Annotated in this window: 15 protein-coding genes and 1 pseudogene; 7 read left to right on the top strand and 9 right to left on the bottom strand. The window is 71.9% G+C overall.

Features of this window, described 5'->3' with window-relative positions:
* Positions 1-115: 115 nt before the first annotated feature.
* The 5 genes from ACWD0Y_RS04015 to ACWD0Y_RS04035 all read right to left on the bottom strand — a co-directional run bounded on the left by ACWD0Y_RS04015 (position 116) and on the right by ACWD0Y_RS04035 (position 7,162).
* A complete protein-coding gene (locus ACWD0Y_RS04015) occupies positions 116-1,117 on the bottom strand; it encodes a TerC family protein (RefSeq protein ID WP_450258901.1) in 1,002 nt (333 codons plus the stop codon).
* 250 nt (positions 1,118-1,367) lie between these two features.
* Complete coding sequence (locus ACWD0Y_RS04020) at positions 1,368-3,338, bottom strand: TerD family protein (RefSeq protein WP_450258902.1); 1,971 nt, start codon at positions 3,336-3,338, stop codon at positions 1,368-1,370.
* Between the two features lie 128 nt (positions 3,339-3,466).
* Positions 3,467-4,045 (bottom strand): TerD family protein, encoded by a 579-nt coding sequence (locus ACWD0Y_RS04025; RefSeq protein WP_344498059.1) that lies wholly within the window; start codon positions 4,043-4,045, stop codon positions 3,467-3,469.
* Positions 4,046-4,178: 133 nt separating this feature from the next.
* Positions 4,179-6,311 (bottom strand): excinuclease ABC subunit UvrB, encoded by a 2,133-nt coding sequence (gene uvrB, locus ACWD0Y_RS04030; RefSeq protein ID WP_450258903.1) that lies wholly within the window; start codon positions 6,309-6,311, stop codon positions 4,179-4,181.
* A gap of 50 nt (positions 6,312-6,361) precedes the next feature.
* The gene (locus ACWD0Y_RS04035; protein ID WP_450258904.1) at positions 6,362-7,162 is read right to left on the bottom strand and encodes an MHYT domain-containing protein; all 801 of its coding nucleotides are present in this window, start codon (positions 7,160-7,162) and stop codon (positions 6,362-6,364) included.
* A 251-nt stretch (positions 7,163-7,413) separates the two neighbouring features.
* Between ACWD0Y_RS04035 and ACWD0Y_RS04040 the strand changes: the two genes are divergently transcribed.
* The 4 genes from ACWD0Y_RS04040 to ACWD0Y_RS04055 all read left to right on the top strand — a co-directional run bounded on the left by ACWD0Y_RS04040 (position 7,414) and on the right by ACWD0Y_RS04055 (position 10,666).
* Positions 7,414-8,295, top strand: a complete 882-nt coding sequence (locus ACWD0Y_RS04040; RefSeq protein WP_450258905.1) for a glycerophosphodiester phosphodiesterase — start codon at positions 7,414-7,416, stop codon at positions 8,293-8,295.
* Between the two features lie 48 nt (positions 8,296-8,343).
* On the top strand, positions 8,344-8,898 hold the full coding sequence (locus tag ACWD0Y_RS04045; RefSeq protein WP_450258906.1) for a methylated-DNA--[protein]-cysteine S-methyltransferase: 555 nt from the start codon (positions 8,344-8,346) through the stop codon (positions 8,896-8,898).
* A gap of 65 nt (positions 8,899-8,963) precedes the next feature.
* Positions 8,964-9,290 carry a hypothetical protein gene (locus tag ACWD0Y_RS04050; RefSeq protein ID WP_450258907.1) on the top strand — a complete coding sequence of 109 codons (327 nt, stop codon included), beginning with the start codon at positions 8,964-8,966 and terminating at the stop codon, positions 9,288-9,290.
* Positions 9,291-9,364: 74 nt separating this feature from the next.
* Positions 9,365-10,666, top strand: coding sequence for an MFS transporter (locus tag ACWD0Y_RS04055; protein WP_450259015.1), 1,302 nt, complete (start codon positions 9,365-9,367; stop codon positions 10,664-10,666).
* Here the strand turns inward: ACWD0Y_RS04055 and ACWD0Y_RS04060 are convergent.
* Together ACWD0Y_RS04060 and ACWD0Y_RS04065 are read right to left on the bottom strand one after the other, a co-directional pair.
* Positions 10,656-11,018, bottom strand: a complete 363-nt coding sequence (locus ACWD0Y_RS04060) for a cupin domain-containing protein (RefSeq protein WP_450258908.1) — start codon at positions 11,016-11,018, stop codon at positions 10,656-10,658. The two genes, ACWD0Y_RS04055 and ACWD0Y_RS04060, sit on opposite strands and share 11 nt — an antisense overlap.
* A gap of 175 nt (positions 11,019-11,193) precedes the next feature.
* On the bottom strand, positions 11,194-11,619 hold the full coding sequence (locus tag ACWD0Y_RS04065) for a VOC family protein (RefSeq protein WP_450258909.1): 426 nt from the start codon (positions 11,617-11,619) through the stop codon (positions 11,194-11,196).
* Between the two features lie 89 nt (positions 11,620-11,708).
* Between ACWD0Y_RS04065 and ACWD0Y_RS04070 the strand changes: the two genes are divergently transcribed.
* The 3 genes and pseudogenes from ACWD0Y_RS04070 to ACWD0Y_RS04080 all read left to right on the top strand — a co-directional run.
* Positions 11,709-12,626 carry a pseudouridine-5'-phosphate glycosidase gene (locus tag ACWD0Y_RS04070; RefSeq protein WP_450258910.1) on the top strand — a complete coding sequence of 306 codons (918 nt, stop codon included), beginning with the start codon at positions 11,709-11,711 and terminating at the stop codon, positions 12,624-12,626.
* Complete coding sequence (locus ACWD0Y_RS04075; protein ID WP_450258911.1) at positions 12,623-13,612, top strand: carbohydrate kinase family protein; 990 nt, start codon at positions 12,623-12,625, stop codon at positions 13,610-13,612. The genes ACWD0Y_RS04070 and ACWD0Y_RS04075 overlap by 4 nt, the downstream gene beginning before the upstream one ends.
* A 666-nt stretch (positions 13,613-14,278) precedes the next feature.
* Positions 14,279-14,437, top strand: a pseudogene (locus ACWD0Y_RS04080) (ArsR family transcriptional regulator); the annotation flags it as partial.
* A gap of 118 nt (positions 14,438-14,555) precedes the next feature.
* On the opposite strand, the gene ACWD0Y_RS04085 reads toward ACWD0Y_RS04080, so the two are convergent.
* Positions 14,556-15,215, bottom strand: coding sequence for a uridine kinase (locus ACWD0Y_RS04085; protein WP_450258912.1), 660 nt, complete (start codon positions 15,213-15,215; stop codon positions 14,556-14,558).
* Positions 15,216-15,222: 7 nt separating this feature from the next.
* Positions 15,223-15,486 carry a hypothetical protein gene (locus tag ACWD0Y_RS04090; protein WP_450258913.1) on the bottom strand — a complete coding sequence of 88 codons (264 nt, stop codon included), beginning with the start codon at positions 15,484-15,486 and terminating at the stop codon, positions 15,223-15,225.
* Between the last annotated feature and the right edge of the window lie 21 nt (positions 15,487-15,507).

Raw genomic sequence — 15,507 nt, forward strand, 5'->3', positions numbered from 1 at the left:
TCTCCCCCCCCCCCCCTCCCTCCCTCTGCTCCCCCCCGCCCCCACCCGCGGGGGGGGGGGGGGGTCCCCCCGCCCCCCCCCCGGCCGGTGCGGGAAACCCGGGTGTCGCGGGCGGTCAGGACTCGACGCTCTCCTTGTCGGCGGCCTCGGCGGCCTTGGCCTCCGCGGCACGCTGTTCCGTCTTCTTGTTGGCGATGAGGCTGGTGATCGTGGTGATGATCAGCACGCCGCAGATGACCGTCAGCGAGAAGGGGATGGAGATCTCGGGAACGTGCACCCCGGACTCGTGCAGGGCGTGCAGCACCAGCTTGACGCCGATGAAGCCCAGGATGACCGACAGGCCGTAGCTCAGGTGGACCAGCTTCTTGAGCAGTCCGCCGATGAGGAAGTACAGCTGCCGCAGACCCATGAGGGCGAAGGCGTTGGCGGTGAAGACGATGTACGGGTCCTGGGTGAGACCGAAGATCGCCGGGATCGAGTCCAGCGCGAACAGCACATCGGTGGTGCCGATGGCGAGCATGACGACCATCAGGGGCGTCAGGACGCGCTTGCCGTTGTTCCGGATGAAGAGCTTGGTGCCGTGGTACCTGTCGGCGACACCGAAGCGGTTCTCGATCGACTTGAGGAGGCGGTTCTCCTCGAAAGCCTCTTCCTCCTCCTCTGCGCGCGCCTCCTGGATGAGCTTCCAGGCGGTGTAGATCAGGAACGCGCCGAAGATGTAGAAGACCCACGAGAAGTTGGCGATGACAGCGGCGCCGGCAGCGATGAAGATCGCACGCAGCACCAGAGCTATCAGCACACCGATGAGCAGCACGCGCTGCTGGAGGTGGGACGGCACCGAGAACTTCGCCATGATCAGGACGAAGACGAAGAGGTTGTCCACGCTGAGCGATTTCTCGGTGATGAAGCCGGCGAAGAACTCTCCGGACGCCTGCGCGGTGCCGAAGATCAGCAGTCCCAGGCCGAAGAGCACGGCCAGGGCGATCCAGACGACCGACCAGATTCCGGCTTCCTTGATCGACACGTCATGGGGCTTGCGCCCGATGAGGAAGTCGACGGCGATCAGGGCGACCAGACCAAGAATGGTCAGCACCCAAAGGGTCATAGAAACATCCACTGCGCCTCCGGCAGATAGCTACGGCAACTCATTCAGCGTCGTCGCTGCCGGAGGTCTCTTCCACCCGAGCGCTTTCAGCGCCTCGGGCCGACGCCCCGGGACCGATGGCGGTCCGTATTGACGGGTACGTCGCAGTCGGGAGTACTCCCCTCCGCTCCTCGAAGGGTACAGGAACACCCAAGAAAAGGTAAAGGGATGACTAAAGAGGCCTCAAAAGCGCTGGCCAGCGGGGTGATTGCAGTTATCGCCTCTATCGCCTCGCTGCCGCCACCTGCGCCAGCACCTGCTGTACGACCTGGCTGCCCAGTGGCGGCAGCAGCGGTTCGTACGTCCAGGTGTGGCCGACCCACGGGTCGATCAGGTGGTCGTCGGGCACCGGTGTGACACGCAGCAGCGCCCGCCACAGCGGGTCGAGCACCGGGCCGTACGCACTCGCGTCCTCGCGGTCGGCGACCATCATCAGATGCACGCCGACCGACGGCCCCTCGTCGGCCAGGTAGCGGAGCTGGGTGACGGCGCGGTCGTCGAAGCCGTGCGGGAAGTCGTTGACGATCAGGAGCTGCTCGGCCGTGTCCAGACCGGGCGGGAGCGAGTCCGCCGCCCCGCCCCGGAGCGCCATCTGCACCAGGTCCACGCGCTGCGTGAGCTTGGCCAGCACCGCCGTCACGCCCTGAGCGCCCGCGGCGGGCGGCGCGTCGAGCACCCCCGCCCCGGTCAGCGGGGCGAGCGCGGGCGTGCCCGTGCCCGCCGGGTCGATGACATGGACCGTGAACTCACCGGCGGGATACACCGCCAGCAGGCGTGCCGCGTGCGCGACGGCCGACTCCATGGCCGCCCTGCGCAGCTGGTCGGACTCCAGCATCAGCGCGGCCTCGGAACCGGAGCGGCCGCTGTCGATCCACAGGCCACGCTCCAGCGGCAGGCGCAGCAGCATGGGGATGCGCAGGTCCGGGCGCTCGGGCAGATGAAGATCGCCGACGCGCAGCGCCATCGGGATCTCCATGGGGACCCGGTAACCGTGCCAGACCGGGTTGTCCCAGGAGGCGAAGGCGGGCGGCAGGGCGGGTTCGACGACGTCGGATTCGGCGGCGAGCTGGGCCAGGTCGCGCTCCAGCACGTCGCGGGCCCGGCCGACGAGCTCGTCGTGCTTGGCCCGGGCCGTCGCGCGGGCGGTGTCGCCGGCGGTGCCGATCCGGCTGCGCGGGTCGGAGAGGGCCCTGTCGAGCTCCTGCTCCATCCGGGACTCGGCGAAGTCCACCGCGCTGCGGTACGCCGCGGTGGTGCGGGCCAGGTCCTCGAACATGCCCCACACCTGGTTGTACAGCCGCTCGTCCATGGACCAGCCGGTCGCGTCGCCCGCGACGGGCTGCGGGTGCTGTCCCGGCGGAACCGGCGGCGCGGTGGGCTGCGGGGGCGGGGGCGCGGTGTTCCGGCGGCGCGGGTGCGCGTAGTCGATGGGGCCGCCGGGCGCTGTCCGGGGCGCACCGCTGTCCGGGCCGTCCGCCGCCGCGGGCGAGGAGGCGGGAGAGTGCGGCGGCGCGGGAACAGGTGCGGGCGGCGGCGGGGTGCCGGTCTGCGCGTCGTGTCCGCCGTTCGTCGCCCGGGACGGCGTACGGCGTGTCCGGCCGCCGTCCTGGGAACGGGCCGGGGGCGCCGCGACGGAGCGGGCCAGGCCGCTGCTGACGGCTTCCTGGATGGCGGCGGCGAGCTCGTGGGCCTGCGCGAGGCCCTGGTCGCCGAGCATCTCGGCGAGGCCGCCCGCGTAGCCCTGTCCCACGGCGCGCACCTTCCAGATGCCCTGCCTGCGGTAGAGCTCCAGGACGACGACCGCCGACTCGCTGTCCAGTCCGGTCACGGTGTAGCTGGCGACCTCGGAGCCGTCGAGCCCGGTGACGGAGACGAAGGGCGCCGCGAGGACACCGAAGCGGTCCGGGCCGCCCGCGCCCAGGGGAAGGGCGAGCAGGATGTTCACCCGGTGCACGGTCTCGGGCAGCGCGCCGAGGTCCACCGCGAGCCGGTGGTCGGCCGCGGCCTGCCTGGACACTTCGAGCCCGGGGAGGTTCGGCGAGCCGGGGTGGGCGACCCACTCCGTGCCGCGTACGGCGCCCTGCTCGTCGCCGAGAGTCGCACCGGCCACGACCGGCTTGCCGGCCGACACCCTGATCTCCACACGGGCCTGGGGCAGGGGGTGGTTCTGCCCCCGGACCAGCTCGGCCGTCATCGCCTGTCTCCCCGCGTCGCGTCGTCGCCGGCCACAGCGGTGGCCGGTGGTGGCAAGTGGTGGCAAGTGGTGCAGCTCCCGGCGGCACGATGCCTCCGGGAGCTGCGCGTACTGCGGCAGAGGCCTGCTTACAGGTGCGGCAGGATCGACGGCATCAGGTCCTGGAAGGTACGGCCGTTGGCGGGGTTGCCGATGGCGGTCATCTTCCAGCCGGCGCCGGCGCGGTGCACCTTGGCCATGATCTGGGCGGTGTACTGGCCGCCGCCGTCGAGCGTGTAACGGGCCATCTCCTGGCCGTTCGTCTCGTCGACGATGCGGCAGAACGCGTTCTGCACTTCCTGGAACGTCTGGCCGGTGAAGGAGTTCACCGTGAAGACGATCTGGTCGATGTGGACCGGAACCCGCTGGAGGTCGACGAGGATCGCCTCGTCGTCCCCGCCCTGGCCGGCGCCGCCGACCAGGTTGTCACCGGTGTGCTTCACAGAGCCGTCGTCGCTGACGAGGTGACGGAAGAAGACGACGTCGACCGGCTGCTTGTCCGCGAACAGGACCGCCGAGGCGTCGAGGTCGACCTCCCGGGTGCGCGAGCCGAACAGACCGCGACGCGGCGCGGCCTGCCACCCGAGCCCCATGCGCACAGCGGTCAGGGTTCCCCCGTCGCTCTTCTGCAGGCTGATGGCCTGACCCTTGGTCATGTTGACCGTCACGCGCTGTCCCCTCTCCACAAACGCCACCACCGCCCGTGTGTGCGGCTGTCCAGCACCCTACGCAGTCGCGCCGAGGCCGACACACCCCGCGTGTACTTTGTGTCGGTCTTGCAACACACCAGGTGCCGGCCCGTCAGACCTGCCCCGCCTCCCTCATCTGCCGCAGCTCCTTCTTCAGCTCGCCCACCTCGTCGCGCAGCCGCGCGGCCACCTCGAACTGCAGCTCGGCGGCGGCCGCCCGCATCCGTTCGGTCATCTCCTCGATGAGCGAGGCCAGTTCGGCGGCCGGGCGGTCGGTGAGCACTTCGCCCTTCTTGCCCGCCCTGCCGCCGGCCCTGGCCGCCTTGCCGCCGAGCGCCGGGACCGGAGCCTTGGCGTCCTTGCCCTCCTTCGCCTGCCGGAAACCGGAGCCGAGGAGCTCCTCGGTGTCGACCTGTTCGCGCGCGATCGTCGCGACGATGTCGTTGATCTTCTTGCGCAGCGGCTGCGGATCGATCCCGCGCTCCGTGTTGTACGCGATCTGCTTCTCCCGGCGCCGGTTGGTCTCGTCGATGGCCTTCTCCATCGCCGGGGTGATCTTGTCGGCGTACATGTGGACCTGGCCGGAGACGTTGCGCGCCGCGCGGCCGATGGTCTGGATCAGGGAGGTTCCGGAGCGCAGGAAGCCTTCCTTGTCGGCGTCGAGGATGGCCACCAGTGAGACCTCGGGCAGGTCGAGGCCCTCGCGGAGCAGGTTGATGCCGACCAGGACGTCGTACTCACCGGCGCGCAGCTCGCGCAGCAGCTCGACGCGGCGCAGGGTGTCGACGTCGCTGTGCAGGTAGCGGACCTGGATGCCGAGTTCGAGGAAGTACTCGGTGAGGTCCTCGGCCATCTTCTTCGTGAGGGTGGTGACCAGGACGCGCTCGTCCTTCTCGGTGCGCTTCCTGATCTCGTGCACCAGGTCGTCGATCTGGCCCTCGGTGGGCTTGATGACCACTTCGGGATCGATGAGGCCGGTGGGGCGGATGATCTGCTCCACGAAGCCGTCGGAGCGCGAGAGTTCGTACGCGCCGGGGGTGGCGGAGAGGTAGACCGCCTGGCCCACGCGCTGCTGGAACTCCTCCCACTTCAGGGGGCGGTTGTCCAGGGCGGACGGCAGCCGGAAGCCGTGGTCGACGAGGGTCCGCTTGCGGGACGCGTCGCCCTCGTACATCGCGCCGATCTGCGGCACGGTGACGTGCGACTCGTCGATGACCAGCAGGAAGTCCTCGGGGAAGTAGTCGATGAGGGTGTGGGGCGCGGTGCCGGGCGCACGGTCGTCCATGTGCATCGAGTAGTTCTCGATGCCGGAGCAGCTGCCGATCTGGCGCATCATCTCGAGGTCGTACGTGGTGCGCATGCGCAGACGCTGGGCCTCCAGCATCTTGCCCTGCTTCTCCATCTCGGCGAGCCGCCCCTCCAGCTCCTTCTCGATGCCCCTGATGGCCTTCTCCATGCGCTCGGGTCCGGCGACGTAGTGGCTGGCCGGGAAGACGTACAGCTGCTGGTCCTCGCTGATGATCTCGCCGGTGAGCGGGTGGAGGGTCGAGAGCGCCTCGATCTCGTCGCCGAACATCTCGATGCGGACGGCCAGTTCCTCGTAGACCGGGAAGATCTCGATGGTGTCGCCGCGGACCCGGAAGGTGCCGCGCGTGAAGGCCATGTCGTTGCGGGTGTACTGGATGTCGACGAAGCGGCGCAGCAGCTGGTCGCGGTCGATCTCCTCGCCGACCTTCAGGGGCACCATGCGGTCCACGTACTCCTGCGGCGTACCGAGGCCGTAGATGCAGGAGACGGAAGCGACCACGACGACGTCGCGGCGGGTGAGCAGCGAGTTCGTCGCGGAGTGGCGCAGCCGCTCGACCTCCTCGTTGATCGAGGAGTCCTTCTCGATGTAGGTGTCCGACTGCGGGACGTACGCCTCGGGCTGGTAGTAGTCGTAGTACGAGACGAAGTACTCGACGGCGTTGTTCGGCAGGAGTTCGCGGAACTCGTTGGCCAGCTGGGCGGCGAGGGTCTTGTTCGGCGCCATGACGAGCGTGGGGCGCTGGAGCTTCTCGATCATCCAGGCAGTGGTCGCCGACTTGCCGGTGCCGGTCGCGCCGAGCAGGACCACATCCTTCTCACCTGCGCGGATACGCCGTTCCAGCTCGGCGATGGCCGCCGGCTGGTCACCGCTGGGCTGGTAGGAACTGACGACCTCGAAGGGCGCCACCGTACGTTCGATCTTGGAAACGGGCCGCATGCATCAACCGTACGACCCGGCACTGACACTCACGCGGTGATCGCGTGGGGTCACCGGCGCCTCGACGCTTCCGGGACCGGCCGCGAGGCGCCCGTCCCGGCCGGACGCCGCCGGCCGGGACGGCCCCGCACCAGCAGCGGAGCGGACATCACGACCACGCCCGCCAGGAACAGGAAGACCACCGGGCCGATCAGCATCGGCGCGAGGAGCAGGAGGGACGTCTCGCCGGCGACGGCGCCCGCGGGCCCGTGGAGATGGACGTCGAGCGCCGCCATACCGGTGTAGTGCATGCCGCTCACGGCCAGGCCCATGACGAGGCCGGCACCCAGACCGGGCAGGAGTCCGCGGACCGACACGGCGGCCCAGAGAGCGAAGGTCGCGGCGACCACCGCGATCACCACGGAGAGCCCGACGGTGAGGGTGTCGTACTCGAGCCGGCCGCGCAGACGCATTCCGGCCATGCCGAGGTAGTGCATGGAAGCGATCCCCAGACCGGTGACGGCGCCGCCCGTGACCAGGGCCATCGCAGTGGCCCCCTGGTACCCGACGATGAAGACGCCGATGCCGGCCATGACGACGGCGACACCGAGACTGGCGTACGTCAGGGGGGCGTCGTAAGTGACCGGGGCCTCTTTCACCGTGAAGCCCGTCATCGCGATGAAGTGCATGGTCCATACGCCCGAGCCGATGGCGGTCGCGCCGAGCGCGAGCCAGCCGGACTTCCGGCCGCGCCCGCTCGTGAGCGACCTCGCGGTGCAGCGCAGTCCGAGCGCGCCGCCGAGGCACGCCATGAGGTACGCCGCGACCGGGGTGGCGAGGCCGTGGCTGAATCCGTCGACAGTGCCCTGCATGCCCTGGGTGTCCCTCGGCTTCGGTCGCTCGGGTGGAAAGGCCCTGCCAGTGGTACGGAGGCCCGGTCGGGCGAGAGTAGGCCGGGCCGGGTGGTCCGCACGCGTTTTTCGGCAATTCGCCGAGAGTGGGACCCCCGTGCGACGCGACACGGGTGGTTTCGTTCATTTCGTGGCCATCCTTCGCCTGTCCATCGTTGGTCATTCGCTGTCACTCTCGGACTGTCTGTGATCACTCGATGTGAGGAGTCCTTGTGTACGCACGCACCGCCTCGGCCAGGGCCGCCGCACTCCTGGGCGCCGCCGCACTGCTGCTGCCCGGCACGGCCGCCCAGGCGGCCCCTGCCGCCGGCCCCCACGACGAGCCCATCGTCATCGCCCACCGGGGCGCGTCCGCGTACGCGCCCGAGAACACGCTGGCGGCGGTCGACCTGGCCGACCGGATGGGCTTCGCGTGGGTCGAGAACGACGTCCACCGCACCAAGGACGGCGAACTGGTGGTCGTACACGACGACAGCCTCGCCAGGACCACCGACGTGGAACAGGTCTTCCCCGGCCGGTCGCCGTGGAAGATCAAGGACTTCACCGCGGCGGAGATCGCCAGGCTGGACGCGGGCAGCTGGTTCGGCCCGCAGTTCACGGGCGCGCGCGTGCCGACCCTGAAGCAGTACGTGAACCGGGTCGAGCGCAACCACCAGAGGCTGCTCCTGGAGATCAAGAAGCCCGAGATCTACCCGGGCATCGAGAAGGACACCCTGCGCGTACTGCGCAAGGAGGGCTGGCTGGACCGCCACCACGTCAAGCACAAGCTCGTCATCCAGAGCTTCGGGGCGGACAGCGTGAAGGCGGTGCACGAGCAGCGGCCCGACGTCACGACAGGCTTCCTCGGTACGCCCGCGGTCGCCGACCTGCCGAAGTACGCAAAGTTCACGGACCAGATCAATCCGACGCACACCTCGCTCACGGCCGACTACGTGGCAGCCGTCCACAAGCTGAAGGGCGCGCACGGCAAGCAGCTCCGGGTCAGCACCTGGACGGTGAACACGGCGGCGGCCGCGGCGCGGGTCGACGGCTTCGGCGTGGACGGGATCATCACCAACAACCCCGACATCGTCCGGGACGCCGTCAGCCGGTGAGGCCCGGAACCGGCCGGGCTGTCAGTGCCCGGCCGTACCGTGGTGCGCATGGACAGTGACGGGCAGTGCGTGGAGTGGGCGGTCGTCGGCAGTGGCGACAGCGGCATCGGACCGCTGCTGCTCGCCGCCACCGGTGAGGGGCTGGTCTGCGTGGTCTTCCACGCCGGCCCCGAGGTGCGGGAGACGATACTCGGCCGGCTGCGGGCGCGACTGGGCGCCGAGGTGACGCGGGCGCCGGCCTCCGCGCGGCTGGCCGAGCCCATACGGCAGTTCACGGCGTACTTCGCGGGCGAGCTGCGCGACTTCACCCTGCCGCTGGACTGGTCGCTCACCTCCGGATTCAACCGGCAGGTGCTGCGCGAGCTGGCGACCGGTGTTCCGTACGGCACGGTCGTCGGTTACGGCGATCTGGCGGGGCGGGTCGGGCAGCCCGGTGCGGCGCAGGCGGTCGGCGCGGCGATGGGGTCGAATCCGCTGCCCGTGGTGGTGCCCTGCCACCGGGTGGTGGAGAGCGACGGCGGACTCGGCGGGTTCGGCGGCGGCCTGGAGACCAAACGGGCGCTGCTGGCCCTCGAAGGGGTGCTGCCGCAACCGCTGTTCTGAGCCGGGCGGACTTCGCGGAGGTTTTCTCGGTTCCGTACGTTCGTAAGGACTGGCACACTGCGGCGGTGACTACCATCCCTGCCGCACACGAGCCAGGATCCGGGTCCTTCGCCGGCCGCCTGCCGACCGGCGAGAGCCTGCCGGTCCCCGAGCGTTCCTTCGTCACGCGGGGCCTCCTCCCGCTGGAGGGGGAGATGCGGGTCGAGCCGCTCGCCGCCGGGACCGGCCCGACGTTCCAGCGCGTGGAGCGCGCGGCCATGCCGCTGGACGGCGCCGCGCTCTCCCTCCGGGACGGTCTGCCGCCCCAGGTGTCCGGCGAGGGGCGGCGCAGGACGAACGGCCGTGTCGCCGCAGCGCTCGCGGCCGGCGGGGGAAAGGCGTACGCACGGTGAGTACGGCCGACAAGACGACCGGCGGGACAGCCGGCACAACGGCCGCGACAGCGGCCGTACCCGGGCCCGAGGCACTGCGCGCCCTCCAGCGGCGCACCTCGGCCGTACTCGTCGTGAGCCAGATCCTGGGCGGCCTCGGCGTGCCCATCGGCATCGCCCTCGCCCCCGTCCTGGCGGTCGAGGTCAGCGGCACGGAGGCCGTGTCGGGTCTCGCCCCGACCGCCTCCGTCGTCGGTACGGCCCTGCTGTCGATCCCGCTGGCCTCCCTGATGACCTCGCGCGGCCGGCGCCCGGGACTCGTCCTCGCCTATCTGATCGGCGCACTGGGCGCGGCGCTCGTGGTCGTCGCCGCCGTCATCGGGAACTTTCCGCTGCTGCTGGTCGGCATGGCCGGGTTCGGTGCCGCTTCCTCGGCCAACCTCCAGGCGCGTTTCGCCGCCGCCGACCTGGCGGAGCCGGACCGGCGTGCCCGCGCCATCTCGACGGTGGTCTGGGCCACGACGATCGGCGCGGTGCTCGGCCCCAACATCGCGGCCCCGGCGGGCCGGTCCTTCGCCGGCACCTCCATACCCGAGACGGCGGGTCCGTTCCTGTGGGCCGCCGGGATCTTCCTCGTCACGGGGCTGGTCGTCGCCGTGCTGCTGCGCCCCGATCCGCTCCTCACCGCCCGGGCCCTGGCCCCGGAGGGATCGCAGTCCGCGCAGAGCCGTTCCCTGCGTGCCGGGATCGCGGCGGTGGCCGCGTCGTCACGGGCCAGGCTCGCCCTGGTGACCGTGGCCGTCACCCACACCGTCATGGTCTCGATCATGGTGATGACCCCGGTCGACCTGGGCCACCACGGGGCCGGTCTGGAACTCGTCGGCCTCGTCATCAGCGGTCACATCGCCGGCATGTACGCGTTCTCCCCGGTCATGGGCTGGCTGTCCGACCGGGTCGGGCGCCTCGCGGTCATCGGCCTGGCGGCCGGGCTGCTGTGCCTCGCCGCCCTGCTGGCCGGCACGGCGGGCCCCAGCCACGCCCAGACCGCCGCCGGTCTCTTCGTGCTCGGCCTCGGCTGGTCCGCGGGCCTGGTCTCGGGCTCCGCCCTGCTCACCGATTCGGTGCCGCAGCCCGCCCGCGCCGCGGTCCAGGGCCTGTCCGACCTGACCATGAACTCGGCGGCGGGCATCGGCGGCGCGGCCGCCGGCCTGATCGTCTCGCAGGCGAGCTACGGCTGGCTCAACGCGATCGGCGCCTGCCTGCTGCTGCCGATGGCCGTCCTCGCCCTGCTGACGGCCCGCAGCCGCACGGCCGCCGCACCCGGGACAGCCGGCCCGGTCGGCCCGGTCGGAGCGGGGGAACCGGTCGAACCGGCGGAACCGACCGCTAAAGGCTGATGTGGTAGGCCTTGCGCAGCGTCTCGTGCACGGTCCAGGTCGTACGGTCCCCCTCGCGCAGCACACACGCGTCCCCCGGCCCGATCTCCAGGGTGTCGCCGCCGTCCACCTCGACCGTCGCACGCCCGCTGACCACGACGAACAGTTCGTTGGCCTCGGTGTCGGTGACCACGCCGGGCGTGATCTGCCAGATGCCGCGCAGTTGCCTGCCGTCGGGCGACTCCCACAGCACCTTGCCCGACACCACCGGCTCGCCGGAGACGATCTGGCCGGGGTCGAGCGGCTCGGGTCCGAGGTCGGCGTCCGGAATGTGCACGGAGAACGAGGCGGGAGCTTGATCAGTTGTCATCATGGCGCGTCACCTTAGCGGGCACCGGTACCGCCGCATACGTCAGTACCGGTCGGCTGTCAGCACCGGCCGGCAGGAACCCGTACGGTCCGGCTCGCTCCGGACGGCGGCCGGCCGTACGGGCGTGTGGTGAGCGGCTGGAGCCCGCCGGGCGGCCACAGCCCTCACGCGTCACGTGTCACTCGTCGTAATGGCGGGCCTCGACGATGTTCCCGTCGGGGTCGCGGAAGTAGAAGGAGCGGGGAGCGGCGCCCCGGGCCCCGAAGCTGTTGTGGGAGTACGGCGAGACGGCGACGCCACCGTCCTCCAGCCGGCCGCGCAGGGCCTCGAACGCCTGCCGGCCCATGGCGAGACAGACGTGGTTCACCGGGTGGCCGGCCGCGCCCCCGGCTCCGGGGACGGCGTTCATGGCCCCGGCCATGGTGAGCGGGAAGAGGTCGAGCAGCGACTGCGCGGAGACGCGCACGGAGGGGAAGGGCGCTTTGCCCTCCGAGAACTCGGCGGCTCGTACGCCCGGCAGGCCGACGGTCTTCTCGTAGAACTCCAGCGAGGCAAGAGGGTCGTTCACCCACAGCACGACGTGATCGAGATGTGTTTCTGTCATCCGCACAGGCTGCGGTGTGATCGCCGACGGACGCAAGGGACGCGCCGCGGGACGTTTGCGGGCCCGGCCGGTGCGCCAGGAATGGGGGCATGCCTGACACCACGCTGCTGCTGTCCGGGGAGGTGCGGGAGGCGCTGGAGCGGCGTCGCCCCGTCGTAGCCCTCGAATCGACGATCATCGCGCACGGCCTGCCGCGCCCGCGCAATCTGCGGGTCGCGAAGGAGCTGGAGGAGGAGGTGCGTACCGTCGGAGCCGTTCCCGCGACCATTGCCGTCCTCGACGGCCGGGCGCATGTCGGCCTGGACACAGCCCAGTTGGAGCGGATAGCGAACGACGAATCGGTGCGCAAGCTGGGTCATCGCGATCTCGCGCCGGCGCTGGCGGCGGGGGCGAACGGGGCGACGACCGTGTCGGCGACGGCGTTCCTGGCCGCCCGGGCCGGCCTGCGCGTCTTCGCCACCGGCGGGCTCGGCGGCGTACACCGCGAGTGGACCGCGACACAGGACGAGTCGGCGGATCTGGGACTGCTGGCGCGGACGCGGATCACGGTGGTGTGCGCGGGGGTCAAGTCGATCCTCGACGTCCCGGCGACGTTGCAGCGGCTGGAGACGCTGGGGGTCGGCATCCTCGGATACGGCACGGAGCACTTTCCGGGGTTCTATCTGAGCAGTTCGGGGGAGCCGGTCGACTGGACGGTGCGGACGCCCGGTGAGGTGGCGGCGGTGATGCGCGCCCAGGACGCGCTCGGCGGGCCGGAAGCGGCCCTGCTCGTCGCCAACCCCGTACCGGAGGCCGAGCAGCTCGATCCGGCGCTGCACGACCGGGTGCTGGCTCAGGCCCTGGAGGAGTGCAGGGAGCGGAAGATCACGGGCCAGGGGGTCACGCCGTTCCTGCTGGACCGCCTGGTGCGGGGTACGGAGGGCGCCTCCCTGGAGGCCAACCTGGCGGCGGTGCGCGGCAACGTACGGCTGGCGGCGCGGATCGCGGCCGCGTGGACGCGGACATGAGCCCGGCAGCGGGAGGAGGCGCCGGAAGGGGCGCGGGAGGAGGCGCGGGAGGCGGTGGCGACGAGGGCGGGGCCGGGGGCAGGAGCCACGGCTCGGGCGGCGCGCTGCTGGTGGTCGGCGACGTGGTCACCGATGTCGTGGCCCGCCATCGCGCACCGCTCGCGCCGGCGACCGACACGGCGGCGGACATCAGGACGCTGCCGGGCGGGGCGGGCGCCAACGTGGCCTGCTGGGCGGCGTACACAGGTCTCGCGGACGTACGGCTGCTGGCGCGGGTCGGCGCGGACGCGGGTGCCTGGCACGAGGAGCGGTTGCGGCGCGCGCGGGTACGCCCGCAGGTCGTGCTCGACGGGGAGGCGGCGACGGCCACCGTCATCTCCCTGGTCGACGCCGCCGCCGAGCGCACGTTCCTCACCGACAGCGGCGCCGCCCTGCGCCTCTCCCCCGCCGACTGGTCCGCTTCGTTCCTGGACGGCGTCGCCCATCTCCATCTCTCCGGCTACCTCTTCTTCGCCGGTACGAGCCGGCGGACGGCCCGCCTCGCCCTTCTGGAGGCCCGGAAGCGGGGGGTGGCGGTGAGCGTGGACCCCGCGTCGGCCGGGTTCATCGCCGAGCTGGGGGTGGACCGTTTCCTGGAGGCGGCAGCGGGGGCGGACGTACTGCTGCCCAACGCGGACGAGGCCCGGCTGCTCACCGGGCTGCCGGAAGCGGCGGACGCCGCAGCCGAGTTGAGCCGCCGCTTTCCACTCGTCGCCGTCACTCTGGGCGCCGGGGGTGCGCTGCTCGCCGCGGCCGGCCGCGTACGGGACCGCGTCCCGGCCGCCCCGGCGGAGGCGGTGGACTCGACGGGCGCGGGTGACGCGTTCAGCGGTGCGTTCCTTGCGGCGCGCCTCGCCGGGGCGGACGATGCGCAGGCCGCGGCGGCGGGATGTGCGGCCGGAGCGCACGCCGTGACGGTGGTGGGCGGGCGGCCGCCTCTCCCGTGATGCGGCGCTGCTCCTGTGACTCGTCGCGCTCGCGGTGACGCGTCGCGCCTCCGCCGGCCGGCTGCCGGCTCCCGACTCGGCCGAGCGGCCGGCCCCGGCAGGAGTGAGAGAGCGACGGACCGTCCCAGGGGACCGGCGTGGGGGCGGAAGCGAAAGTGGAGGTGGGGATCGAGGCGGGTGCCGCGTCGTGGGCGACTGCCGCGACGCGTGAGCGCCGGGCCGGCGGCACGACGAGGGCCGGGACCGCCGCGTATCCGGTCCCGAAGGCGATCCAGCCCGCCGCGCCCAGTTCGGTCAGGGTGGGCGCGACGACGAACGGACCACAGGAGCGCCCCAGTGGGGTATCCATGCTCCACACGCCCTGGTACGCGCCGATCCGCGAGGCCGGAGCCAGTTCGTACGAGTGTCCGGCCCGCATCTGGAAGGCGACGGCCGGCACCACATTGACGAGGAGCAGCGCCGGCGCGGCCCACGCGGGGGCATCGGCAGGACCGGTCACCCACAGCGGGACGGCGACTTCGAGGAGTTCGCAGTGGAGGATCAGGAGCCCGTTCAGGAGGGCGAGCCCGAGGTGGCGGCGGTCGCGGAGGACGCCGGCGGAGCCACCGCCCGCCTTGCGCCGGGGATGGCGGAGGAGCTGGCGGCCCCGGCACCCCGGCGTCGACCGCCGAACTGGCCCGCCGCCTGGGCGTCACCCCGAGCGCGGTCTCGCAGCACCCCTCGGTGCTCTCGGGCGCGGGCCTGGTGACGCGGGCGCGGGCGGGGCGGGTGGTGCTGTACGGCCTGAGCGACCTGGGGGCGCGGCTGGCGCGCGGGGACCGGTAGTCCCGGCGGAGCTTTCCCCACCGCATCCCGCATCCCGCATCCCGCATCCCGCCCACGTCACCCCGCTCGGCCCGCCCCGCCCCTTCGCGGACCGGGGCCCCGCCGGGCAGGACCCGCCCTAACCACGCAGCCCCGTCCACGCCGGATGCCTCGGGTCATCGGCCCGTACGAGCGCGTCGGCGGTCTCCCCGGGGCGCACCTCCCGCTCGTAACGGGCGAAGGCGGGCAGTGTCCACTTCGCCCGCTCCTCGGTCCGGCGCTCCAGCGCCCCCGCGGACAACCGCACATGCACCGTCAGGTCGAACGGAAACCAGTGCCGCAGAAGCATCGGCCCGTGCAGCAGCAGCACACCACCGGCCGGCAGCCGTACGTACGGACTGCGCGTCGCGCGGTCCGTGGCCGGGTTCCACAGGTCGGGCAGAACGCGCCCGGTCCCGCCGGGCTCCAGGGGTCCGAAGACCTCACGCCGCAGGGCGCCGATGTCGAACCAGCCGTCGTAGTACGAGTCGGGGTCCTCCTTGCCGAACTCGTAGCGGAGCGACGCCGGCCGCAGGAATCCCTCCGCGCCGACGACCACGACCGTCCGGCCGCGCAGCCGCAACGCCTCGGCGAGGCGCTCGGTGATCTCGCCGGTGCGGGCGGCGGGCGCGCCGTCGACGGCGGCCCTGAGCCACGGCGACGGCTCCCCGTCCGCGGCCGGCTCCAGACCGCCCAGGTGGTCCAGGTGGTCGGCGAGGGCGTCGGTCAGCCGTTCCCAGGTGATCGCTTCGAACTGCACAGCCCCATCATGCAGGCGGCACGGGCCGGTCCGCCTCGTCCGCCCGGTCCGGCCCGCCCCGCCCGTCGGAGCGCAACGGAGTCTCGGTCCGGTCGGCGAGCACGGCACCGCGCTCGGCGATCACGTCCTGGCAGGCGCGCAGTCCCGGCCTCGGCGTGACGCCGGAGGAACGTACGGCGAAGACGGCCTGGACCGACCGCCCCTGAACGACGAGTTCGTCGACTTTCTCGCGTACGGCGGCGGGCAGCGAGGCCCAGAGGTCCGAAGTCATACGGCCGACCCTAACCGCACC

This window comes from Streptomyces altiplanensis (assembly GCF_053591575.1).

What these genes read in the sequence shown, in the direction of transcription:
- ACWD0Y_RS04060 (WP_450258908.1), bottom strand. Translation starts at nt 11,018, where the DNA reads ATGATGACAACTGATCAAGCTCCCGCCTCGTTCTCCGTGCACATTCCG.
- uvrB (WP_450258903.1), bottom strand. Translation starts at nt 6,311, where the DNA reads ATGCGGCCCGTTTCCAAGATCGAACGTACGGTGGCGCCCTTCGAGGTC.
- ACWD0Y_RS04045 (WP_450258906.1), top strand. Translation starts at nt 8,344, where the DNA reads ATGGACAGTGACGGGCAGTGCGTGGAGTGGGCGGTCGTCGGCAGTGGC.
- ACWD0Y_RS04090 (WP_450258913.1), bottom strand. Translation starts at nt 15,486, where the DNA reads ATGACTTCGGACCTCTGGGCCTCGCTGCCCGCCGCCGTACGCGAGAAA.
- ACWD0Y_RS04070 (WP_450258910.1), top strand. Translation starts at nt 11,709, where the DNA reads ATGCCTGACACCACGCTGCTGCTGTCCGGGGAGGTGCGGGAGGCGCTG.
- ACWD0Y_RS04065 (WP_450258909.1), bottom strand. Translation starts at nt 11,619, where the DNA reads ATGACAGAAACACATCTCGATCACGTCGTGCTGTGGGTGAACGACCCT.
- ACWD0Y_RS04020 (WP_450258902.1), bottom strand. Translation starts at nt 3,338, where the DNA reads ATGACGGCCGAGCTGGTCCGGGGGCAGAACCACCCCCTGCCCCAGGCC.
- ACWD0Y_RS04035 (WP_450258904.1), bottom strand. Translation starts at nt 7,162, where the DNA reads ATGCAGGGCACTGTCGACGGATTCAGCCACGGCCTCGCCACCCCGGTC.
- ACWD0Y_RS04075 (WP_450258911.1), top strand. Translation starts at nt 12,623, where the DNA reads ATGAGCCCGGCAGCGGGAGGAGGCGCCGGAAGGGGCGCGGGAGGAGGC.